At 68.3% G+C, this 21,307-nt stretch carries 21 protein-coding genes and 2 tRNA genes; 9 read left to right on the top strand and 14 right to left on the bottom strand.

The features are described 5' to 3' along the window. Positions 1-4: 4 nt before the first annotated feature. From SK854_RS26905 to SK854_RS26895, 3 genes are all read right to left on the bottom strand, one after another. The gene (locus SK854_RS26905) at positions 5-418 is read right to left on the bottom strand and encodes a hypothetical protein (RefSeq protein ID WP_319977900.1); all 414 of its coding nucleotides are present in this window, start codon (positions 416-418) and stop codon (positions 5-7) included. Further along, positions 391-1,494, bottom strand: coding sequence for a peptide chain release factor 2 (prfB, locus tag SK854_RS26900; RefSeq protein WP_319977899.1), 1,104 nt, complete (start codon positions 1,492-1,494; stop codon positions 391-393). Before prfB ends, SK854_RS26905 begins: the two co-directional genes overlap by 28 nt. 61 nt (positions 1,495-1,555) lie before the next feature. Then, positions 1,556-2,056, bottom strand: coding sequence for a PadR family transcriptional regulator (locus tag SK854_RS26895; protein WP_030470382.1), 501 nt, complete (start codon positions 2,054-2,056; stop codon positions 1,556-1,558). 387 nt (positions 2,057-2,443) lie between these two features. On the opposite strand from SK854_RS26895, the gene SK854_RS26890 reads away from it, so the two are divergent. Beyond that, positions 2,444-2,653, top strand: a complete 210-nt coding sequence (locus SK854_RS26890) for a hypothetical protein (protein ID WP_089922009.1) — start codon at positions 2,444-2,446, stop codon at positions 2,651-2,653. Positions 2,654-2,849: 196 nt separating this feature from the next. Here SK854_RS26890 and SK854_RS26885 read toward each other — a convergent pair. From SK854_RS26885 to SK854_RS26875, 3 genes are all read right to left on the bottom strand, one after another. After that, positions 2,850-2,923, bottom strand: a tRNA-Met gene (locus SK854_RS26885). A 228-nt stretch (positions 2,924-3,151) separates the two neighbouring features. Then, positions 3,152-3,225: transfer RNA gene (locus SK854_RS26880), tRNA-Met, on the bottom strand. Positions 3,226-3,278: 53 nt separating this feature from the next. Continuing rightward, positions 3,279-6,284: a UPF0182 family protein gene (locus tag SK854_RS26875; RefSeq protein ID WP_319977898.1), complete on the bottom strand. Its 3,006-nt coding sequence runs from the start codon at positions 6,282-6,284 to the stop codon at positions 3,279-3,281. Positions 6,285-6,373: 89 nt separating this feature from the next. On the opposite strand from SK854_RS26875, the gene SK854_RS26870 reads away from it, so the two are divergent. Further along, the gene (locus tag SK854_RS26870) at positions 6,374-6,913 is read left to right on the top strand and encodes a PPA1309 family protein (RefSeq protein ID WP_319977897.1); all 540 of its coding nucleotides are present in this window, start codon (positions 6,374-6,376) and stop codon (positions 6,911-6,913) included. Between the two features lie 279 nt (positions 6,914-7,192). Here the strand turns inward: SK854_RS26870 and SK854_RS26865 are convergent, their stop codons facing one another. Next, a complete protein-coding gene (locus SK854_RS26865) occupies positions 7,193-8,272 on the bottom strand; it encodes a YlbL family protein (RefSeq protein ID WP_319977896.1) in 1,080 nt (359 codons plus the stop codon). A gap of 44 nt (positions 8,273-8,316) precedes the next feature. Here SK854_RS26865 and SK854_RS26860 point away from each other — a divergent pair, with 44 nt between their 5' ends. Further along, positions 8,317-9,627 (top strand): zinc-dependent metalloprotease, encoded by a 1,311-nt coding sequence (locus tag SK854_RS26860; protein ID WP_319977895.1) that lies wholly within the window; start codon positions 8,317-8,319, stop codon positions 9,625-9,627. A 99-nt stretch (positions 9,628-9,726) separates the two neighbouring features. Here the strand turns inward: SK854_RS26860 and SK854_RS26855 are convergent, their stop codons facing one another. After that, a complete protein-coding gene (locus SK854_RS26855; RefSeq protein WP_319977894.1) occupies positions 9,727-10,254 on the bottom strand; it encodes a M48 metallopeptidase family protein in 528 nt (175 codons plus the stop codon). A 195-nt stretch (positions 10,255-10,449) separates the two neighbouring features. On the opposite strand from SK854_RS26855, the gene SK854_RS26850 reads away from it, so the two are divergent. The 4 genes from SK854_RS26850 (at position 10,450) to SK854_RS26835 (ending at position 13,387) form a co-directional block, all read left to right on the top strand. Next, on the top strand, positions 10,450-10,605 hold the full coding sequence (locus SK854_RS26850; protein WP_169746029.1) for a DUF5679 domain-containing protein: 156 nt from the start codon (positions 10,450-10,452) through the stop codon (positions 10,603-10,605). Between the two features lie 82 nt (positions 10,606-10,687). Beyond that, positions 10,688-11,452: a TOMM precursor leader peptide-binding protein gene (locus tag SK854_RS26845; protein ID WP_319977893.1), complete on the top strand. Its 765-nt coding sequence runs from the start codon at positions 10,688-10,690 to the stop codon at positions 11,450-11,452. Further along, positions 11,449-12,759, top strand: coding sequence for an ABC1 kinase family protein (locus SK854_RS26840; RefSeq protein WP_319977892.1), 1,311 nt, complete (start codon positions 11,449-11,451; stop codon positions 12,757-12,759). Before SK854_RS26845 ends, SK854_RS26840 begins: the two co-directional genes overlap by 4 nt. Positions 12,760-12,844: 85 nt before the next feature. Then, the gene (locus SK854_RS26835; RefSeq protein WP_319977891.1) at positions 12,845-13,387 is read left to right on the top strand and encodes a hypothetical protein; all 543 of its coding nucleotides are present in this window, start codon (positions 12,845-12,847) and stop codon (positions 13,385-13,387) included. A gap of 910 nt (positions 13,388-14,297) precedes the next feature. Here the strand turns inward: SK854_RS26835 and SK854_RS26830 are convergent. The 5 genes from SK854_RS26830 to SK854_RS26810 all read right to left on the bottom strand — a co-directional run bounded on the left by SK854_RS26830 (position 14,298) and on the right by SK854_RS26810 (position 18,367). Beyond that, complete coding sequence (locus SK854_RS26830) at positions 14,298-15,170, bottom strand: class I SAM-dependent methyltransferase (RefSeq protein ID WP_319977890.1); 873 nt, start codon at positions 15,168-15,170, stop codon at positions 14,298-14,300. Between the two features lie 74 nt (positions 15,171-15,244). Further along, the gene (locus SK854_RS26825; RefSeq protein ID WP_319977889.1) at positions 15,245-15,463 is read right to left on the bottom strand and encodes a hypothetical protein; all 219 of its coding nucleotides are present in this window, start codon (positions 15,461-15,463) and stop codon (positions 15,245-15,247) included. Next, positions 15,460-15,780: a WhiB family transcriptional regulator gene (locus tag SK854_RS26820; protein WP_093598193.1), complete on the bottom strand. Its 321-nt coding sequence runs from the start codon at positions 15,778-15,780 to the stop codon at positions 15,460-15,462. Before SK854_RS26820 ends, SK854_RS26825 begins: the two co-directional genes overlap by 4 nt. A gap of 98 nt (positions 15,781-15,878) precedes the next feature. After that, on the bottom strand, positions 15,879-16,151 hold the full coding sequence (locus SK854_RS26815) for a hypothetical protein (RefSeq protein ID WP_319977888.1): 273 nt from the start codon (positions 16,149-16,151) through the stop codon (positions 15,879-15,881). Positions 16,152-16,297: 146 nt separating this feature from the next. Continuing rightward, complete coding sequence (locus tag SK854_RS26810; RefSeq protein WP_319977887.1) at positions 16,298-18,367, bottom strand: ATP-dependent DNA helicase UvrD2; 2,070 nt, start codon at positions 18,365-18,367, stop codon at positions 16,298-16,300. Between the two features lie 60 nt (positions 18,368-18,427). On the opposite strand from SK854_RS26810, the gene SK854_RS26805 reads away from it, so the two are divergent. Then, the gene (locus SK854_RS26805) at positions 18,428-19,159 is read left to right on the top strand and encodes a DUF4191 domain-containing protein (RefSeq protein WP_319977886.1); all 732 of its coding nucleotides are present in this window, start codon (positions 18,428-18,430) and stop codon (positions 19,157-19,159) included. Positions 19,160-19,230: 71 nt separating this feature from the next. On the opposite strand, the gene SK854_RS26800 is transcribed toward SK854_RS26805, so the two are convergent. After that, complete coding sequence (locus SK854_RS26800) at positions 19,231-19,704, bottom strand: RDD family protein (RefSeq protein WP_319977885.1); 474 nt, start codon at positions 19,702-19,704, stop codon at positions 19,231-19,233. Between the two features lie 169 nt (positions 19,705-19,873). On the opposite strand from SK854_RS26800, the gene glnA reads away from it, so the two are divergent. Further along, the gene (gene glnA / locus SK854_RS26795; RefSeq protein WP_319977884.1) at positions 19,874-21,298 is read left to right on the top strand and encodes a type I glutamate--ammonia ligase; all 1,425 of its coding nucleotides are present in this window, start codon (positions 19,874-19,876) and stop codon (positions 21,296-21,298) included. Positions 21,299-21,307: the final 9 nt, after the last annotated feature.

Raw genomic sequence — 21,307 nt, 5'->3', positions numbered from 1 at the left:
CCGGTCAGTCCCACCAGTGGAAGAGGGCCTGACCGGTGTTTTCAGGCTTCCAGTAGGCCAAATCGCGCCCCGACACGTGAGGGTGATCCGAGTGTTCGAACGGTCGCTCCGCGTCGTCCTTGGACAGCACGGTGAAGCCCTCGGACCGCCTGACCACGGCAGCGAGTTCCGGTTCGTCGACGAAGGCAAGTGACCAGTCGGAGCGCACGCCGAAGGGCTCGGTCATCACGACCGAGCCGTCGTCACGCGAACAGAGCATCGCGACCGTGCGGTCGCGGTAGGTGATGAGCGCCTGGTGGAAGTTCGGGGTCACGTCCTGTGCGGGCGTGAACGCCGTCAGCCGCCCACCGGTGCGGCGGGCGGCTTCGTGGGCCAGGGCTTTGAACTCGCTTACCCCTGCTGGGACTGCCTGCGCCACCGGATGCCGGCCTCGAGGAAGTCGTCGATCTCACCGTCGAGCACCGCGGACGGGTTGCCGACCTCGTGGTTGTTCCGCAGGTCCTTGACCATCTGGTACGGGTGCAGCACGTAGGAGCGCATCTGGTTGCCCCAGCTGGAGCCGGAGTCCTTCAGCGCGTCCATCTTGGCCTGCTCCTCCTGCCGGCGGCGTTCGAGGAGCTTGGCCTGCAGGACGTTCATGGCCGTGGCCTTGTTCTGCAGCTGCGAGCGCTCGTTCTGGCAGGACACCACGATGCCGGTCGGGATGTGCGTGAGGCGCACCGCCGAGTCCGTCGTGTTGACGCCCTGGCCACCGGGGCCGGACGAGCGGTAGACGTCGACGCGCAGGTCCTTCTCGTCGATCTCGACGTGGTCGGTCTGCTCGACGACGGGCACGACCTCGACGCCGGCGAACGACGTCTGGCGGCGGCCCTGGTTGTCGAACGGCGAAATGCGCACGAGACGGTGCGTGCCCTGCTCGACGCTCAGCGTGCCGTAGGCGTACGGGGCGCTGATGCGGAAGGTGGCGGACTTGATGCCCGCTTCTTCGGCGTAGGACGTGTCGAACACGTCGACGCCGTAGTTGTGACGCTCAGCCCAGCGGGAGTACATGCGCAACAGCATCTCGGCGAAGTCCGCGGCGTCGACGCCACCGGCCTCGGCGCGGATGGTGACGAGGGCGTTGCGCTCGTCGTACTCGCCGGACAGCAGCGTGCGCACTTCCAGGCTCGCGATCTCGTCGCGGAGCTTGGCCCTGTCGTTGTCCGCGTCGGCCGCCGCGTCCGCGTCCTCTGCCTCTTCGGCGAGTTCGTAGAGCAGCGGCAGGTCGTCGAGACGCGAACGCAGGCCGGTCACGCGCCGGAGCTCACCCTGCTTGTGGGAGAGCGCGCTGGTGACCTTCTGCGCCTTCTCCTGGTCGTCCCAGAGGTCGGGGCGGGTCGCCTGCGCCTCCAGGTCCGCGACAGCGGCGCGCAAAGCATCGAGGTCCAGCACCGCCTCGATGCTCGAAAGGGTGGCGGAGAGGTCCTTGATGTCTGCTTCGACGTCCGGGTTCACGCAAAAAGATTACGCCAGCACCGGCCGCCGTACGCGACCGGTGCTCACTGGCGCTCTCTTGTTACGCGGTGGGGATCGCGTCGAGCAGCTTGAGAACGGCCTTGGCGTGAGCGAGGCCGAACTCGGCCACCGCCTTGGCGTAGGGGTCCTCCGCCGTCTTGGCCGCGCTCTTCGCGCTCTCCTGTTCCTGACCGTACGTCGAACGCGCGGTCGTGATCAGGGATTCACGCTGCTTCGCGGTCAGCGAACCGGCGTGCACCAGACGAAGGATGAGCGGGCTGCGCAGGTGGTCCGGGCCAGGCTCGGACAGCAGCCAGTTCTTGAAGGCCTTCTTGCCCGCGGCCGTCAGCACGTACTGCTGACTGGACCGCGGTCCCTGCTTGCCGAGGCGCAGCAGGCCTTGGTCAGCCAGCGCGGGCAGCTCGCGGTACACCTGGGAGCGGGTCACGCTGAAGAACGCGCCGAAGCGGTCTCCTGCCTCCGCCACCAACTGGCCACCGGTCTTGGGTCCGTCGTGCAGCAGCCCGAGCAGGGCGGCTGCGGTCGCATTCAGGTCTGACACAACGACAACGTTCCCACGTCTGGGGGAAGCTGTCCACAATGGTCAGCCGTTCTGTCCACAGTGGCTGATCACCGGGCTAGTCTGATGGGCCATGCGGAGCAACGAAAAGTCTCGCTGAGTAAGCGGCAGTTTTCCAGCCTCACGCGTTTGGCCGCTTGACCGTCCGTGTCCATCCCGGATGGAAAAGTCCTTTCGCTGAAACGAAAGTCCCCCTCTCTCACTCGATCGGCGGTACGAGTCTCACCGGCCGAAGCCACCCGAATGGACGGTCGGGGTCGTTCGTCGCACGACCTGGTGATGTCCGCGCAGACCCCTTTCCCATGCCCGCCGTTGCGGGAAAATGATCACTGCCAGGCAGCGGCGCGAGACGACGGAGGTCGGGGACCCATGAAGAACCTGAACTTGAAGTGGCTGGACCACAAGAAGGTGGCCGCGCACACGAGGGCGTGGGTGACGGGCGGCATCCCGGAGCAGGCCGGCAAGGACGAGTGCATGGTGTGCGGCAAACAGATCCGCAAGCACCGCACCGTCAACGGCGAGGGCCGCATCTGCTCCAGCATGCTGTGCGCCCAGTACTGGGCGGAGAACATGACCTGAACGACCCCACTTGAGCACCTGCGGAGTCCGGGGGCTCGTTCCAACGGGCCACCCGCGGAGGTCTGGGGCCTTGCCCGACTGGCCACCTACGGGGGTCTGAGGGCTTGCCCCAGGGTGTGGTGTGAGGGCTCCGCCCCCAATGCAAATACAGGAAAGCCCTGTTCGCGATCTCCGCGAACAGGGCTTTCCTACTTTGTAGCGGGGACAGGATTTGAACCTGCGACCTCTGGGTTATGAGCCCAGCGAGCTACCGAGCTGCTCCACCCCGCGCCGCTTCTTGCTTGTCTTGCTGTTGTAAGTAGAACTATACACCCTCTGGAAACCCGTTTTTACCACCCCCCTCTAAACGAGGTTTTCGCAGTTCAGGGGCAGCGTGGGCGTCGCATGTGCCAGTTGCGCCGAGGAAACGGCGGCCGACGTGGTCGTGGATGTAGTTGTCGATGTAGCTGCGTTAAAGCAAGAAGCCCGGAACCTGATGGCTCCGGGCTTCTGCCTTTGTAGCGGGGACAGGATTTGAACCTGCGACCTCTGGGTTATGAGCCCAGCGAGCTACCGAGCTGCTCCACCCCGCGTCGGTATGAATAGAACCTTACGCGGGGTGGAGCGGATAAAGCAAATCGTATGGTCAGCCGGACGGTGTGGGGCTCGGCACAACCGACGACTGGCCCGTCGCCGGCGGCGCCGCGGCACCGGTGTTGTACTGCTTGAACCTCTTCGTCGCGTCGTCCAGCTTCGCGTACGCCTGGCCGAGCTCGGTGAAGTTGCTGTTCTGCTGGGCCTTCTTGATGTCGGCCAGCGCCGCGTCGATGTCGCTGACCGCCTTCTGCAGCTCAGGGCTCAGCGCCCCGTTGGTCGGCGGCGTGGTCGACGGCGGCGTGGAGGTCTGGCCGTTGCCGTTGCTGTTGTCGCTCGGCGGTGGCACGACCGCGCCGGCACCGCTGAGGACCTGGTCCAGCGCCTCGTTCAACGTGGACGCGTAGCCGACCCGGTCGCCGTACCAGACGAGGACCTTGGACAGCTGCGGGTACGAGGTGTTGTTGGACGCGCGCTCGATGTAGACGGGTTCGACGTAGAGCAGCGCTCCACCCACGGGAAGTGTGAGCAGGTTGCCGTAGACGACGGTCGTCTTCTGCTGGGTCAGCAGGTTGAGCTCGCGGCTGACGTTGTCCGACGTGAGGAACTGCGTCTGGATCTGCTGCGGGCCCTTGGCGTCCTGGCTGAGCTGCAGGACGCTGATCTTGCCGTAGTTGTCCGGGTCGGACCCGACCGAGACGTGGGCCGCCATGAACTCGCGGTTCTCCCGGACGAGTGGGCTGGTCAGCTGGAAGCGGACCTTGCTCGGGTCGCTCGGGTCACCGGCGAGGACGTAGAACGGCGGCTGGGCGTCCCTGCGCTTGCTCGCGGCGTCGCGCTGGGCGTCAGCAGTCGTCACGTTGTCGATCGTCGGGTCCTGCGGCGGCGCCCAGTAGGCGACACCGGAGTAGAAGTCCGACGGCGACGAGACGTGGTACTTCGACAGGATCTGCCGCTGCACCTTGAACAGGTCCTCGGGGTAGCGGAAGTGCTGGCGCAGCTCGTTCGAGATCTCGCTGCCCGGCTTCACCGTGCCGGGGAAGACGCCCATCCACGCCTTGAGGACCGGGTCCTTGTCGTCGATCTGGTACAGGTTCACCGAGCCGTCGTAGGCGTCCACAGTGGCCTTGACCGAGTTGCGGATGTAGTTGACGGGCTTGTTGACCTGCGAGATGACGACGCCGTCCGCGGTGAGCGAGTCGTTCGTCGCGTCACCGAGCTGGGTGCGCTGCGCGTACGGGTAGTTCTCCAGCGTGGTGTAGCCGTCGACGATCCACGTGATGCGGCCGTTGACGACGGCCGGGTACGGGTCGCTGTCCACCGTGAGCCACGGGGCGACGGCCTGCACGCGGTCGCGCGGGGTGCGCTTGAAGAGGATCTTCGAGTCGTCCGCGATCGACTGGTTGAAGAGGATGTTGCGCTCGCCGTAGTAGGCCGCGAAGGCGAGCTTGTCGAACAGGCCGCCGATCGGGACGCCACCGGTGCCGGTGTAGGTGTAGGACTTGGCGTCCGTGTCGTACTCCGCCGCCGAACCGGCCGGGCGGCCGCCGACGATCGAGTAGTCGTTCTGGCCGAACAGCTCGCCGTAGTAGGTGCGCGGCTGGTCGACCTTGATGCCGTTCTGCACGTTGCCGACGTCGCCGTTGGACTTGACCTCACCGGTCTTGAAGTCCGGGTAGCCGCCGTTGGACTCGTCGGCGACCGCGTTCACCTTGTTCGCCTCGGCGTAGACGAAGCCGTTGCCGTGCGTGTAGATGAGGTGCTGGTTGATCCAGTCGCGCTGGCCCTGCGGCAGGCTGTCGAGCTTCAGCTCGCGCACCGCGACGATGTAGTCGCGCAGCTTCCCGTCCACTGTGTACCGGTCGACGTCGAGCTTGTTCGGGAAGCCGTAGAACGGCCGCAGCTGCTGGAACTGCGTGAAGGTGCGCGACAGCACCGCCGGGTCGAGCAGGCGGATGTTGCCGAGCGTGGCCGCGTCGTTGGTCTTGACCTGGTCGTTGCTGACGTTCTGCTTGCCCTCGTAGGGCTTCGTCTCGACCTTGTCGTCGGTCAGCCCGAACGACTGCCGTGTCGCCGCGATGTTGCGGGTGATCGACTCGGCTTCCTTCTGGATGGCGTTCGGCTTGACCGAGAACTGCTCCAGCACCGCGGGCCACGCCGCGCCGACGAGCACGCTCGACAGCACCAGCAGGACGGTCGCGATGGCGGGCAGCTGCACGTTGCGCATGAACGCGCCCGCGAAGAACGCGACGGCGCAGAACACCGCGATGCACAGCAGGATCAGCTTGGCCGGCAGCACCGCGTTGAGGTCGGTGTAGCTGGCGCCGACGAACTTCTCGTTCTCGTGCAGCAGCAGCGTGTACCGGTCGAAGAAGTACGCGACGGCCTTCAGCAGCACGAACGTGCCGGCGACGAGCGCCAGGTGCAGCCGCGCCGGGCCGGAGAGCTGACCGCCGCGACCGGCCAGCCGGATGCCGCCGAACAGGTAGTGCGCGATCACCGCGCCGATGAACGACACCGCGACCGTGATGAACAGCCACGACAGCAGCCACTCGTAGAACGGCAGCTGGAACGCGTAGAAGCCGATGTCGTGCCCGAACTGGGGGTCGGTCACGCCGAACGGCTGGGAGTTCAGGAACAGCTGGACATGCTGCCAGTCGTCCTGCGCCGACGCGCCCGCGATCAACCCGATGAACACCGGGATGCCGATCGCGAACAGGCGCATCCGCCGCATCACGACGGTGCGGTAGCGCGCCACCGGGTCGTCCGGCCCGGACACCGGCACGAACACCGGCCGGGCGCGGTAGGCGAGGTAGAGGTTGAGCGCGATGACGCCGCCGACGACGGCCCCGACGGCCACGAACAAGGCCAGCCGGGTGAGCAGCACTGTGCTGTAGACGTCGCGGAATTTCACCTCGCCGAACCACAGCCAGTTCACGTAGGTGTCGAGCAGCCGCGATCCCGTGATGAGACCGAACAGGAGCACAACACCTACGATGAGCAGTATTCGGCTTCGCCGGGACAGTTTCGGCAGTCCGACCGGAGGCCGTGTGGCCACGAGGCACGCTCCTGGATCGCGGTATTACGTACGTTTAGTCCAACTCTACGGACGACGCCCTGGGTTCCCGTGAAGCCCGCAGTCTTACGATGACACGCGTGTCAGCGAGTGAAACGCCAGCGGTCATCCTCCCGACGGTCGCCCGCGAGGTTGAGGAGTTCGTAGCGGCAGGCGGCTGGGAGCAGCCTCCGCAGCTCTTCGCCCTCGTGGCGACCTCAGACCTGATCGACCAGCAGCCGGAGCTGCGCAGCCAGCTCGACCCCGAGGCGAGCCCGCTGACCCCGATCGCCCAGGACGCCCTGGAAGGCGACCTGGCCGACGCGCTCGCGGGCATCGAATGGCCCCCGGCCGTCACCGGCTGCGCGCTGGCCCAGGAGATCGTCGTGCTGCCCCCGGAGGCGGAGACGGAACTGAGCCACGGCGACCTGGACGACGAGGCGGCCCGCCAGTTCGCGGCAGCACACCCGGCGCGGCGCGAGGCCCGCCTGGTGGCCGTGGTGCTGCGTGACGGCTCGGTCTCCTGCCTGCTGCGGCTGCGCGGCACGGTCGAGGTGCCAGAGGAGGTCGTCGAGCACCCCGAGCTGGCGCCCAACCTCACCGACGCCCTGCTCGCCACGCTGCGGCCCTAGTCGTCACGTCCCCAGGCTGGCACAGCCCCGGCACGAGCTCGCGCCGGGGCTGTGATCTCCTGCCCGGTGTTCGCGGCAAGCGGACAGCTCGCGCGCCGCCAGAAGCGATCAACTCCCCCTGCGAAAGCGCGCTCCCGCCCGTGACGAGTCAACGGGGCGTTTGTCGGCTCGCAGCGTGCTCCGGCCTCGTGGCGTGTGCAGCGTTCAGCAGCCCTACACGCACTCAGGGGAGCTCCCTCGCCCCGGAACAGGCGCGAAAGCTCCCCCATGTGAGCGCCGTCAGCAGCTCGGCGTGTCCTTGCCGGAGTTGAGCGCCTCCAGCGACGACACGGCGTCCGACAGGTTCTCGACCTTGATCAGCTTGAGGTCGCTCGGCGCCTGCTGCTTCGCGTCCGTGCAGTTGGCGGCCGGCACGAGGAACGCCGTCGCGCCCGCTTCCTTCGCGGCGACCATCTTGAACGCAATGCCGCCGATGGGCTTCACCGTGCCGTCGCCCGCGATCTCGCCGGTGCCCGCGATGGCCTTGCCGCCGTTGAGCTCGCCCGGCGTCAGCTTGTCGACGATCGCCAGCGCGAAGATCAGGCCGGCCGAGGGGCCGCCGACGTCGGACAGGCTGATCTTGATTTTGAACGGCACGTCGGCGCGGTCGACCGGCGAGATGCCGATGAAGCCCGCGGTGCGGCCGTCGTCGCGGGTGCCGAGGGTGAGCTGGGTCGACTGGGAGGTGCCGTCCTTCTCGAACGCCACCTCGATGCGGTCGCCGGGCTTGGTGTTCTCCAGGGCGCTGCTGACGTCGGCCGCGCTCTGCACCTGCTTGCCGTTGACCGAGATGATGCGGGCGCCGAGCGGGATGACGTTGTCCGCGGGGCTGCCCTTGGTGACCTGGTTCGCGATCACCATGCCCGGATACTTGAGGTAGTGCAGCGCGGCGACCTCGGCGGAGGTCTGCGACTCGCTGAACGCGAGCTCGTTGTTCTTCTGCACCTCCTCCTCCGACTCCCCGGGCTTGAAGAACTCCTCGCGCGGCGCCAGGGCGTAACGGCCCGACAGCCACAGGCCCAGTGCGCCGAACAGCGAGACGTCGTCGGTGAGCGAGACCGTCGTCATGCGCAGGGTGCCCTTGGTGGGGAACGTGTCCTGGCCGTCGACCGAGACGACGTCGGCGTCCTTGACCTTGCCGAGCACGTCGTAGGTCGGGCCGGGGCCCAGTGCGACGTACGGGACTCTGGCGAAACCGCCGAGCAGTCCGAGCGCCGCCACCACTAGGAAGCTGACGATCAGCGTCCACGTCCGGCGGGTCAGTCCGCGTTCCCTCGGCGGGAGCGCGGGTTGGGGTGCGGTCGCGACGGTTTCACTCACGGCTGAACAGCGTACGACCATGTCCGTCCGCGTACGGTAGAGGCATGAGTGACGTGCCGTTCGGGTTCAGCCCGCACGACCCCGAGGACAAGAGCGGGAAGCCGGGAGACAACCCGTTCGACTTCAGCCAACTGGGCAACATGCTCAGTCAGCTGGGCTCCATGCTGAGCAACGCGGGGTCGTCGAGCGGGCCGGTCAACTACGACCTCGCGAAGCAGATCGCGTTCCAGCAGCTGTCCTCGACGACGACCACGATCGGGTTCGCGTCCGACCAGTCGAGCGCGGTCACCGATGCCGTGCACCTGGCCGAGATGTGGCTGGACCCGGTCACGTCACTGCCCGCGGGCACCCGCACGACGCAGGCGTGGACGGCGCGCGACTGGATCGAGCGCACCATCCCGACGTGGCAGCGCCTGTGCGACCCGGTCGCACAGCGCATGTCCGGTGCCTGGGTCGAGGCCATGCCCGCCGAGGCGAAGCAGGCGGCCGGCCCGCTGCTCGCGATGCTCGGGCAGATGGGCGGCATGGCGTTCGGCTCGCAGCTGGGCAACGCGCTCGCGCAGCTCGGCTCCGAGGTGCTCACCTCGACCGACGTCGGCCTGCCGCTCGGGCCCGAGGGCACCGCGGCTCTGCTGCCGGCGAACATCGAGAAGTTCACCGAGGGCCTGGAGCGCCCCGCGTCCGAGGTGATGGTGTTCCTCGCCGCCCGCGAGGCAGCCCACCAGCGTCTCTTCACGCACGTGCCGTGGCTGCGGCAGCGCCTGCTCGACACCGTCGAGGAGTTCGCCAAGGGCATCAAGGTCGACACCTCGGCGCTGGAGCAGCTCGCGGGCCAGATCGACCCGTCGAACCCCGCCTCCATCGAGGAGGCCATGAGCTCGGGCCTGCTCGAACCGCAGACCACTCCCGAGCAGAAGGCGGCGCTCAACCGCCTCGAGACGCTCCTCGCGCTCGTCGAGGGCTGGGTGGACGTCGTGGTCGACGCCGCCGTCGCTGACCGCCTGCCCGGCGCTCCGGCCCTGCGCGAGACGCTGCGCCGCCGCCGCGCCTCCGGTGGCCCGGCCGAGCAGACGTTCGCGACGCTCGTGGGCCTGGAACTGCGCCCGCGCAAGCTGCGGGCCGCCTCGGCGCTGTGGAAGCTCATCGGCGACCAGCACGGCGTCGAGGTGCGCGACAGCGTGTGGGAGCACGCCGAGCTCGTCCCGACCGCCGAGGACCTCGACGACCCGCTGGAGTTCGCCGAGCGCCTCACCAACACCCGCAAGGCTCTCGAGGACCCGATCGCCGAGCTGGAGCGCACCATGCGCGAGGACGGCGAGAAGGGCGAGAAGGGCGACAAGCCCGACGAGGCCTGATCGAAGTTCTGAACGACGCGCCCGGCGAGGACTTCCTCGCCGGGCGCGTTGCGTTCTGGGCTCAGCGCGCACACCCGCGCCGAGCGGTTCCGCGGACGGTCAGTCTTCTGAGATCCCCCAGCCTGCGGCGGCCGAGAGTCCTTCCAGATAGCCCATGGCCCGCTCGGTCTTCTGGTAGCGGTGGACCCACTCCCAGAAGTCCTTGCCGTGCCCTGGCACCAGCAGGTGCGCGAGTTCGTGCACCAGCACGTAGTCGAGCACCCACGGCGGCACGTCGCGCAGCCGTTCGGACACGCGGATCGTGCCCTCTGTCGGCGTGCACGACGCCCAGCGCGTGCGCATGGGCGGCACCCAGCGCACGCTCACCGGTTCGGCCAGCGCGTCGAGATAACGCGCCGACAGTTCGGCGCAGCGCTCCATGAGCGCCTCGTCCGATGTGCGCGCAGGGGACTTCCTGCGCGTCTCACTGCGCTGGAGGCGGCTCAACATCTCCGCCACCCAGTGCTTCTCTTCCCCCTTGGTCATCCGTGCCGGCAGAAGGACGACGACGGTGTCGCCCTCCCGGTACGCGCTGACCATGCGGCGGCGCCGGGGGCTCCGCCGCACTTCCACCCGCGGTTCGGCCATGCAGTCACCGTAAACGTCGCCACCGACAATTTTCGGCCCCCAACCGGCGGCAGGCGCGCACCCGGCGGGTGAAGTTCCACCGAACGGCGGCTGGACACGCGCGGGATCGACATGCGCGGTTTCGCACGCCTGCGGAGGTACCGTCGCGCCAAGGTCCCCGAGTGTGTCCGCACTCACAACTGCAAGGGAGGGGCTGTGGCCGACACCTACAACGGCTACTGCGTCAAGTGTCGCGAGAAGCGCGACTTCGACGGAAACGTCGAGGAGACCAATGGGCGGCGCATGGCGAAGGGCACCTGCCCAGTCTGCGGTACGAAGATGACGCGGATCCTCGGCAAGGCCAAGGTCTGACGTTTGCGCTGGCAGGGGGCCCCGCCCCCTGCCAGTCTCTACCCTCGTGGACACAAGACCCCGTGTGCGTGCAGGACTGGCCGTGGTGCGCAGAGCCCCCGGCGTCGTCCAGGTCGGCACCGACCCGAAACACGCCGTCGTGATCGACTCGCTGCCCGAGGCGGTGGTCGACGAACTGATCACCCTCGACGGCCGCCACACCGTCGCTGAACTGGGTGAAAGACTGAAATCCCGCGGCGAGGACCCCACCCAGTTGAGTGAAGTTCTCGTCTCACTCGAAGAAGCCGGCCTGCTCGACGACGGCCCGCCTTCGAGGGGCGGAACGGCCGCGGTCCACGGGTCCGGGCACCTCGCCCTCTCCATCACTTCGCTTCTGGCTGTGTCCAGCGTTCAGCTCGCGCACAACGCCGATCTGACGGTGCTGGCGGCGACGCAGGTCCCCGATCCGAACCTCGTGAGCACGCTGATGGCGTTCCGGACGCCTCATCTGGCCGTGCGGGTCCGTGAGGGCGTGGGCATCGTCGGACCGCTGGTCCTACCTGGTCGTTCGTCCTGCCTGAACTGCGCGGACCTGCACCGCGCCGACCAGGATCCGGCGTGGCCCGTCATCGCCGCCCAGCTCGCGGGCCGACCGGCCTCCACCGACGTGCTGTTCGCGTCGGGCACGGCGGCGCTGGCGGTGGCGCAGATCCTGGAGTCGTTGATCTACGTCCGCGGCCGCGACCTGGCCCCTCCGCCCGTGTTGAACGCCACTCTCGAACTGGACCTCGCGGCGGGCGTCGCTGAGAGGCGAAGCTGGTATCCGCACCCTGACTGTCAGTGCTCCGCACATAACATGGCCGAGTGACCGAGATTCCGCGCAAGGCCGTGCAGCGCACCGCCAAGCTGGCGAGCCTCCCGCTCGGGGTGGCCGGCCGGGTTGTCGGCGGCTGGGGGAAGCGACTGACCGGACGCGCGGCCGACGAGGTCAACGCCGAGGTGACGGCCAAGACTGCGGAACAGGTCTTCGCGGTGCTGGGCCAGCTCAAGGGCGGCGCGATGAAGTTCGGCCAGGCCCTGAGCGTGTTCGAGGCCGCAGTGCCGGACGAGCTGGCGGCCCCGTACCGCGAGGCGCTGACGAAGCTGCAGACCGCGGCCCCGCCGATGCCCGCCCGCACCACGCACCGCGTGCTCGCCGAACAGCTCGGCGCGTCCTGGGCGAAGCGCTTCCAGGAGTTCGACGACACCCCGGCCGCGTCGGCGTCCATCGGCCAGGTGCACCGCGCCGTGTGGCACGACGGCCGCGACGTGGCGGTGAAGGTCCAGTACCCCGGCGCGGACGAGGCCCTGCGCGCCGACCTGAAGCAGCTGCTGCGGTTCAGCCGGTTGTTGCAGGCGATCATGCCCGGCACCGACGTGCGCCCCCTGCTGGAGGAGCTGCGCGACCGGTACCTGGAGGAACTCGACTACCGCGACGAGGCCGCGAACCAGCGCACGTTCGCCAAGGCCTTCGAGAACGACCCGCACGTGCTGGTTCCCCGCGTCATCGCCTCGTCGCCCAAGGTCATGGTGACCGAGTGGACGTCGGGGGTGGGCCTGTCCCACATCATCCGCGAAGGCACCGCCGAGGACCGCGACCTGGCGGGCCAGCTCCTCGCCGAGTTCCACTTCTCGGCCCCGTCGCGCTCGGGCCTGCTGCACGCCGACCCGCACCCCGGCAACTTCATGCTGGGCGACGACGGCCGCCTGCGCGTGCTCGACTTCGGCGCCGTCGCCCGCCTGCCCGACGGCCTGCCGAAGACCCTGGGCCTGATGACGAGGCTGGCGCTGGACGGCCGCTCCGCCGACCTGGTCGAGCTGCTGCGCACCGAGAACTTCATCCGTGAGGGCATGGAACTGCACGGCGAGGACGTGCTCGGCTACCTGGCGCCCTTCGTGGAGCCGCTGCGCGCCGAGTCGTTCCACTTCACCCGCCGCTGGCTGCAGTCGCAGGCCGAGCGGGTGGGCGATCTGCGCAGCCCGGATTCGCAGACGGGCCGCTCGCTGAACCTGCCGCCGCAATACCTGCTGATTCACCGCGTGACAATGGGAGCGACGGGCATTCTCTGCCAGTTGGACGCCCATGTGACCGCACGGGAAATCGTCGCGCGCTGGCAGCCGGGATTCGACGACTAACTCGTCCGAGTGAACCTGCGGGAAGTTGTCCACAGGTTGGCTTCCAGCCCGGTTCAGCGTCCTCCCAGTGCGCCACGATGAACACATGACACACATCGCGACCACCACTGAGCTGCGGAAATCCGGTATCTCGCCGCGCGAGATCCTGCGTCACTGCACCCCCGCCGGGTCGTGGCAGCAGCTGCTGCCCGGCGTGGTTCTGACCAAGCCGTCCCCACCGACCCGGCTCGATCGGCTGCGTGCTGTTCTTTCCTTCGCCGGCCCTTCCTCGGTGATCACGGGAGCCGACGCACTGGTCCGCCAAGGCGCCGCACTTCCTCTTCCGCGACACATTCACGTGCTCGCGGGAATGAATGCGCGAAGAGCACATCCGTGGATTCTGCTCGAACGCACCAGCCGCCCGCCGGACGTGGTGGAGCGCCACGGCCTTCGGCTGGCAGGTCCCGCCCGGGCCGCCCTGGACATGGCCCGGCGGGAGCTGAACCCACGCGCGGTCGTGGAGATCCTCGACGCCGTGGTGGGAGCACGGCTGTGCTCACCGGCGGATCTTCTGGAGGAGCTGCGGGTGAGCAGCAGGAGAGGAACGGCGCTGGTCAGGCAGGCTTTACGCCACCTCTACCCGACCTGACGCCTCGACGCTCGCGGTAGGTGTCGCCGCAGGTCGGCAGGGGTCACGTTCGGTGTCGCGCGAGCACGACAAGCCTCGGAGCCAGCCCCTCACCCATGACGCAGGCCCACACCGAAGGGCTTCACGTCACCTGGCCCGCCGCGCGATCGGACCGCCGACCGTCACCACATCTGAGTCACCGCAGTTCAAACGGCATGCCCGGCGGACGACATCACCTACGGCATCCAGCGCGAGCCGCACCAGAACTCGCACCTGCCCACACCCGGCTCGGACCTGTACCTAGCGGCGGCCCACACCCACGCGCCCACCTCACCGCCGCGCGATTCTGCCCGCCAGCCTTCGCGAGATCAGACCACCGGCCCTCACCACGTCTGAGTCACCGCAGGTCAGACGACATGCCCGGCGAACGACATTCGCCTACGGCATCCCGCGCGAGCTGCACCGGAACTCGCGCCTGCCCATCCTGGCTCGCACCGGTGCCCGGCACGGCCCCACCCACAGGCCCGCGGCACCTCACCGCCCATGATCCCTCTCGCCAACGCCGCGCGATCGGATCACCGAACCTCACAATGTCTGAAAACCCAGGTCAGACGGCATCTCCGGCGAACGACATCCACCATCGGCGTCTCGCGTGACCCGCACCGGACCTCGCGCCACCCTGGCTCGGACGTGTACCGAAGGCAGCCCACACCCACGGGCCGCCAGCCACCTCACCCCGTCGCGCGATCCGCGAGCCCAGGTGAGTCAGCGCCAGTACTCGTCCGGCAGTTTGCCCTCGATGTCCCGCACGTGGGTCTTCGAGCAGACCTGACACAACCACCGATCGACCCACCGGTCCGTTCAGACGACCAGGCCAGGAACTCCAGGTCGGAAACGGAGGAACGCTGCCGCCCGCATCTGTGGCAGGCGGTCACCGGCGCCGTCCCACGTGAACGGTGTCGGTCTCCAGCAGGAACACGTCCTCGCGGGCGCCCGCGTACTCCGAGTCGGAGGGGTTGAGCAGGCGGCGCAACGCGTCGCGGTCGGACGGGTGCAGGTGCGGGCCGGTGATCTCGGACAGCCAGGTCAGGCGGTCGACCGCCCAGTCGCGGACGAGTTGTTTGGCCGGGGCCGGGTGGTCGACGACGAAGCTGAAGGCGCTGATCTCGCCCAGGCCCGCGTCGGCCAGGGCCACGTTCCAGCCGACCGGGAGGCGGACTGAGCCGGTCATGTTCTCGCGCATCGCCGTGAACCACGACGCGCGGGCCGCGGCCATGCGGTCCTGGAGGCCTGGTGAGCCGACGCCGAGGTCCCACGGGAGGAAGCGGGTTTCGAGGCCGCCTTCCGCCAGGGCGAGCCATCCGCCGGGAGCCAAGGCTTCTACCAGGCGTTTCACTCCGCGCAACTGATCAGGGAGGTGGTGGATCACCCGCGAGCCCCAGATGAGCTCGACCGGGCCGGCGAACGACAGCGGGTCTTCCGCGGCGAGGTCTGCCAGCACGGGCTTCACCGTGACGACGCCGTCGCCTTCGGTGCGGGCCGCGGCGCAGGCCGCGTCCAGCAGTTCGGGTGTGGCGTCCACCAGTACGAGGACGCCTCCGCCGTGCTCGCGCAGGGCCGAGACGAGCGGCACGCTCATCGAGCCGGCGCCGCAGCCGACGTCCATCACCACCGGCGAGTCCGGTAGTGGGGCGACGAGCCTGCGCGCGACCGAGGACAACGCCTCCGCCTGCAGCGAGCCGTAGCGCCTCATCGCGTGGAGGCGGGCGGACCAGTCGATTCCGTCGTGAGTGTGGTGCGGCACAAAGGGAACGGTACGGAGGAACGGCCGAGGCCGCCATCCACCTTCTCGTGGATGACGGCCTCAGCTCGAGACTGTCAGAGGTCGAAGCGAGCCGCTCTGCGTCCCGCCCATCGCGACAACCTGCGCCAACGTTGCGCTGACGCGAGGCGGTTCGCCAGGCGTTGCTCTTCCGCGAACCTCTGGGCTTCTTGTATTCGTATTCGCACGAGTTCTTCATTCAGAGACATGGGTGTCAGGCCCTCGTTCAGGTAGGCGGGGATCGTGCCGTTGTTGTTGAGCTGGTCGGTGTTCACGCCGCCGCCTCCGTCTTGCTGGCAGTGACAACGGTCGCGTCCTTGCGCGGACGGCCACGGGGCCGCTTCCGCGCGATGACGACACCGCGCTCGAAGATCTCTCCACCCCAGACGCCCCACGGCTCGTGACGTGCGATCGCGCCGGCGAGGCACTCCGCGAGGACCGGGCAGGTCCCGCAGAAGGACTTCGCCTTCTCGAGGTCAGCAGGCGCGTCGGCGAACCAGAGGTCGGGGTTGTGGGTGCGGCAGGGGATGTCCAGCCCCTCCGCGAGGTCCGGAAGTGTCTCGCCCGTGAGCGGGACAGTCGCGGTCAACATCAGGGTTTTCTCCTTGTGTGGGGTACAGCAAAAAACACGAAAGCCGCGGACTCTTGGCGAGTCCGCGGCTTTCGTGAGCCTGGTGGTCCTTCGACCCTCTATGGGGTCGGCAGGAGCCTTCTCACTTGATGCGCGGACAGCGCATTCGTGTAGTTGTCGACGTCATCGATGACCGGCAGCGCGATCGGCTGCTCGCTGCCCAGTTCCGAGACAGTCAGAGCGGTGCCGCGCAGAGCGGTGCCCCGCTCACGGCCCAGCAGTGCCACTGGCTTGTGGGCAGAGGTGTGCCACATGGCCTGAGCGGATGCGGACGTGCAGATGCCCTCGGTCAACGGGAGGCCGAGCGCGCGGGAGATGCTGAAGATCTTCACAACGGGCCACCTCCTCCGAACGAGAGAGCTCTGCATCGAGAGCTAGTAGTAGTTCTTCTTCCCCAGACGGGTCCTCCGGACCCGGCATGAGCAGGTTATGACCCCGTCCCGGGGGCTCGCAACCTATTTAACGAAACTTGTCCCGATCAGGTGGCGGAGTACCCGACACCGTCTCGGACCAGGCCCAACACGTCGTCGCCGAACTTATCAAGCTTGGAGGCGCCGATGCCCGAGATCGCGACGAGTCCGGCCGAATCCGTGGGTCGCTGCTCCGCGATCGCCACCAGGGTCGCGTCGGTGAAGACGACGTACGCGGGCACCTTCAGCTCCCGCGCCCGTCCCGCACGCCATCGGCGCAGCGACTCGAGCAGCTCTTCGTCCACATCGGACGGGCAGGACCTGCATCGGCCGAGCTTGACGGCCTGCGCGTCGACCAGCGTCGACGCGCACACGCGGCAGGTCGGCTTCTCCTTCTTCATGAGAGGAGGGCGCTGAGCGGCGGCGGATACGCGTGCGGCCGGGTGGTTCTCGGGAACGAGGTTGTAGAGGAACCGCGAACGGCGGCGGTACTTGCGCCCACCGGCCGCGCGCGCCAGCGCCCACGACAGCCAGATGTGCTCACGCGCGCGCGTGACACCTACGTAGAGAAGGCGGCGCTCTTCTTCGATCTTCGCGTCGTCGCCGTCGGCGTACTGGATCGGCATCGTGCCCTCGACCAGTCCGACGAGGAACACGGCATCCCACTCGAGGCCCTTCGACGCGTGCAGCGACGCCAGCGTCACGCCTTCGACCGTCGGCGGGTGCTGTGCCTCGGCCCGCACGTCCAGTTCCACGCAGAACCGCGGCAGGTCGGCGTCGGGCACGGTGACGGCGAACTCCTCGGCGAGCTCGACCAGCGCGAGCAACGACTCCCAGCGTTCCCGCGCCGTGCCACCGGTCGGCGGCTCGTCGGTGAGCCCGACGCGGTGCAGCACCGAGCGAACGACCTCGGGCAGGCTCCCCGAGACGTCACCCGACGAGCGCAGCGTGATCATCGCCTGGCGCACCTCGGCGCGCTCGAAGAAGCGTTCGCCGCCGCGCACGAGGTACGGGATGCCGAGCCCGGCGAGTGCCTGCTCGTACGCCTCGGACTGCGCGTTGACGCGGTAGAGGACCGCGATCTCGGACGCCGCGACGCCCTCGTCGAGCAGCGTCTTGATGCGGCCCGCGACGGCGTCGGCCTCGCTCGGCTCGTCGTCGAACTCGTGGAACCGCGGCTTCGGTCCCTCCGGGCGTTGCCCGATCAGCTGCAGCCGTGAGCCGGCGGGACGCCCACGCGCCCACTTGATCACGTCGTTGGCCAGTTCCACGACCTGCGGCGTCGACCGGTAGTCGCGCTCCAGCCGCACGACGACCGCCTCGGGGAACCTCCGCCCGAAGTTCAGCAGCGGCTGCGGAGAGGCGCCCGCGAACGAGTAGATGGTCTGGTTCGCGTCGCCGACCACGGTCACGTCGTCGCGATTGCCCAGCCACGAGTCGAGCACGCGCTGCTGCAACGGCGTCACGTCCTGGTACTCGTCCACGACGAAGCAGCGGTAGCGGTCGCGGAACTCCTGCGCGACCTCCGCGTTGTCCTCCAGCGCGCCGGCCGTGTAGAGCAGCAGGTCGTCGAAGTCGAGCAGCTGCGCCTCGTTCTTGAGCTGCTCGTAGGTCGTGTAGAGCTTCATGATCTGCTCGGCGGGCGCCGGGATGTCCCGCGCGGCGCGAGCGGCGGCGACCGGGTAGTCCTCCGGCGTCAGCAGCGACGCCTTCGCCCACTCGATCTCGCTGGTGAGGTCGCGCAGCGCGTCCGGCTCCGTAGGCAGTCCCAGCCGGGACGCGGCGCGGGCGACGACGCGGATCTTCTGGTCGACCAGCTCCCAGCGCGGACCGCCGATGACGCGCGGCCAGAAGTAGCGGAGCTGGCGTGATGCGGCGGCGTGGAACGTCACGGCCTGTGCGCCCTGCACGTCCAGAGAGCGCAAACGTGTGCGCATCTCCCCCGCGGCCCGCTTGGTGAACGTGACGGCCAGGACCTGCGACGGAGCGACGTGACCGCGTTGACACAGGTAGGCGATGCGGTGGGTGATGGTGCGCGTTTTGCCGGTACCGGCGCCCGCGAGCACGCACACGGGGCCACGTGGGGCCTCGACCGCGGCGCGCTGTTCAGGATCAAGACCCTCCAGCAACGCGTCCATCCCGGCAGTCTCGCAGACGGCCGATGCGAGTCTGATACCACCGCGCCGTATCCTGTCCACATGGCTGGTAAGCAGGACAAGGCGGCGGCAAAGGAAGCGGCGAAGGTTCGCCGCGCGGCCTCACGCGAACGGCGCAAGCAGATCTTCGAGGCGTTCAAGATGCAGCGCCGCGAGGACAAGGCGCTGATCCCGATGATGCTGGGCGCCCTGCTGGGCGTCACCGCGATCGCCGTGGTCCTGGGCATCGTCTTCGACGCGGTCTGGATGTTCGTGCCGCTGGGCGTCGCGATCGGCGCGCTGCTGGCCGTGATCATCTTCGGCCGCCGCGTGCAGAGCAACGTCTTCCGCAAGGCGGACGGCCAGCCGGGTGCCGGTGCCTGGGCCCTGGAGAACCTTCGCGGCCGTTGGCGCGTCACGCCCGCCGTCGCGGGCACCACGCAGCTCGACGCCGTGCACCGCGTGCTGGGCCGGCCGGGCGTCGTCCTGGTCGCCGAGGGCGCCCCGCAGCGGGTGAAGCCGCTGCTCGCGCAGGAGAAGAAGCGCATCTCCCGCGTCGTCGGCGACACCCCGATCTACGACTTCATCATCGGCACCGAAGACGGCCAGGTCCCGCTGAAGAAGCTCCAGTCGAAGCTGATGAAGCTGCCGCGCAACATCACGGCCGCCCAGGTCGACACGCTGGAGACCCGCCTCGCCGCACTGGCCAGCCGCGGCGCCGCACTGCCCAAGGGCCCGATGCCGGCCGGCGCCAAGATGCGCAACGTCCAGCGCGCCATGCGCCGCCGGGGCTGAACCCGCTCCCACCAGCACGAAGAGGCCCGCCGCACATCTCGTGCGGCGGGCCTCTTCACGTTCTAGGTGCGCTAGCGGACCTTGATGACGACGGTGCCCGCGGCCTTGTCGTGCAGGCAGCGGCCGTCCGCGTCCCAGACCAGCGCCGGGATCAGCGGGAAGATGAGCACGGTGCGCAGCAGTGCGCGCGGCAGGTGCACGAACGTCTTGCCGTCGATCCGCGCCACCCGCAGCCCGAGCAACGCGTGCCCCGGCGTGAACCCGAAGAACGCCACCGCGACCACGGTGATCACGAACCAGGCCAGCAGGCTCCAGTTCTTCGGCAGGTCGGGCTGGGTGAACACCGCCGCGACGCCGGCCGCCAGCAGGAAGTCGACGAAGATGGCCGACGTGCGCCGCCCGATCGAGGCGATGGAGCCCGGCCCCTTCTCGGGGAAGCCGTGCCGCTCGCCTCGCCAGCGCTGTTGCGTGCCGTCGTTCGAGTCGTCACCCGGCGACAGCACCGAATTAGGTCCAGACAGCCACGAACCGGTCCACCTGCTCACCCCACCAGAGTAAAGCCGTGCTCAACGGGTGAGCACCGGCAGGTCGCCTTGCCCGGTTGAGCGTCCCCGTTAACACTGGCGAAACATCGGAGTGACGGACGGGCAACACCGCCCGCATACGGTCGCACGCGATGGCCAGCCGTATTCCATAGTCAAGGAGTCGACGAGGGTGTTCAAGAATTCCGACGAGGTGCTGAAGTTCATCACCGACGAGGGCGTCAAGTTCGTCGACGTGCGGTTCAGCGACCTGCCGGGCGTGATGCAGCACTTCACGCTGCCCGCCAAGGCGTTCGACGCCGACGCGATCGAAGAGGGACTCGCCTTCGACGGCTCCTCCGTGCGCGGCTTCCAGTCCATCCACGAGTCGGACATGCTGCTGCTGCCCGACCTGTACACCGCGCGGCTGGACCCGTTCCGCATCGAGAAGACGCTGATCGTCAACTTCTTCGTGCACGACCCGTTCACGCGTGAGGCGTACAGCCGCGACCCGCGCAACATCGCGCGCAAGGCCGAGCAGTACATCACCGACTCGGGTATCGCGGACACCGCGTACTTCGGCGCCGAGGCCGAGTTCTACATCTTCGACTCGGTCCAGTTCGACACCACCGCGAACGGCTCCTTCCACAAGGTCGACGCGGTCTCCGGCTGGTGGAACACCGGCCGTGAGGAAGAGGGCGGCAACCTCGGCTACAAGGTCAAGTACAAGGGTGGCTACTTCCCCGTCACCCCGAACGACCACTACGCCGACCTGCGCGACCAGATGGTCCTCAACATGGAGGCCCAGGGCTTCACCGTCGAGCGCGCCCACCACGAGGTCGGCACCGGCGGCCAGGCCGAGATCAACTACAAGTTCAACACGCTGCTGCACGCCGCGGACGACCTGATGCTGTTCAAGTACATCATCAAGAACACCGCCTGGCAGGCCGGCAAGACCGTCACCTTCATGCCGAAGCCTCTGTTCGGCGACAACGGCTCGGGCATGCACACCCACCAGTCGCTGTGGAAGGACGGCTCGCCGCTGTTCCACGACGAGAGCGGCTACGCGGGTCTGTCCGACACCGCCCGCCACTACATCGGCGGCATCCTGCACCACGCGCCGTCGCTGCTGGCCTTCACCAACCCGACGGTGAACTCCTACCACCGCCTGGTCCCCGGCTACGAGGCCCCGGTCAGCCTGGTCTACTCCCAGCGCAACCGCTCGGCGTGCGTCCGCATCCCGATCACGGGCAACAACCCGAAGGCCAAGCGCATCGAGTTCCGCTGCCCCGACTCCTCGGGCAACCCGTACCTCGCCTTCTCGGCGATGGTCATGGCGGGCCTCGACGGCGTCAAGAACAAGATGGAGCCGCCGGCCCCGATCGACAAGGACCTCTACGAGCTCCCGCCCGAGGAGGCCCGCGACGTCAAGCAGGTCCCGGCCACCCTCGACGCGGTGCTGGACAACCTGGAGGCCGACCACGAGTTCCTGCTCGAGGGCGGCGTCTTCACCCCGGACGTGATCGACACCTGGATCTCGTTCAAGCGTGAACAGGAGATCGACCCGCTGCGTCTGCGCCCGAACCCCTACGAGTTCGCGCTCTACTACGACGTGTGATCGGTTGAG

It is taken from the genome of Lentzea sokolovensis (assembly GCF_033949975.1).
Lineage (GTDB): Bacteria > Actinomycetota > Actinomycetes > Mycobacteriales > Pseudonocardiaceae > Lentzea > Lentzea sokolovensis.
This window is presented reverse-complemented; position numbering and strand designations above follow the sequence as displayed.

Bases quoted from the DNA above. Each gene is read 5' to 3' on its own strand.
- SK854_RS26835 (WP_319977891.1), top strand. From the start codon at position 12,845: ATGACACACATCGCGACCACCACTGAGCTGCGGAAATCCGGTATCTCG.
- SK854_RS26805 (WP_319977886.1), top strand. From the start codon at position 18,428: ATGGCTGGTAAGCAGGACAAGGCGGCGGCAAAGGAAGCGGCGAAGGTT.
- SK854_RS26890 (WP_089922009.1), top strand. From the start codon at position 2,444: ATGAAGAACCTGAACTTGAAGTGGCTGGACCACAAGAAGGTGGCCGCG.
- SK854_RS26860 (WP_319977895.1), top strand. From the start codon at position 8,317: ATGAGTGACGTGCCGTTCGGGTTCAGCCCGCACGACCCCGAGGACAAG.
- SK854_RS26810 (WP_319977887.1), bottom strand. From the start codon at position 18,367: ATGGACGCGTTGCTGGAGGGTCTTGATCCTGAACAGCGCGCCGCGGTC.
- SK854_RS26855 (WP_319977894.1), bottom strand. From the start codon at position 10,254: ATGGCCGAACCGCGGGTGGAAGTGCGGCGGAGCCCCCGGCGCCGCCGC.
- SK854_RS26820 (WP_093598193.1), bottom strand. From the start codon at position 15,780: ATGTTGACCGCGACTGTCCCGCTCACGGGCGAGACACTTCCGGACCTC.
- SK854_RS26870 (WP_319977897.1), top strand. From the start codon at position 6,374: ATGACACGCGTGTCAGCGAGTGAAACGCCAGCGGTCATCCTCCCGACG.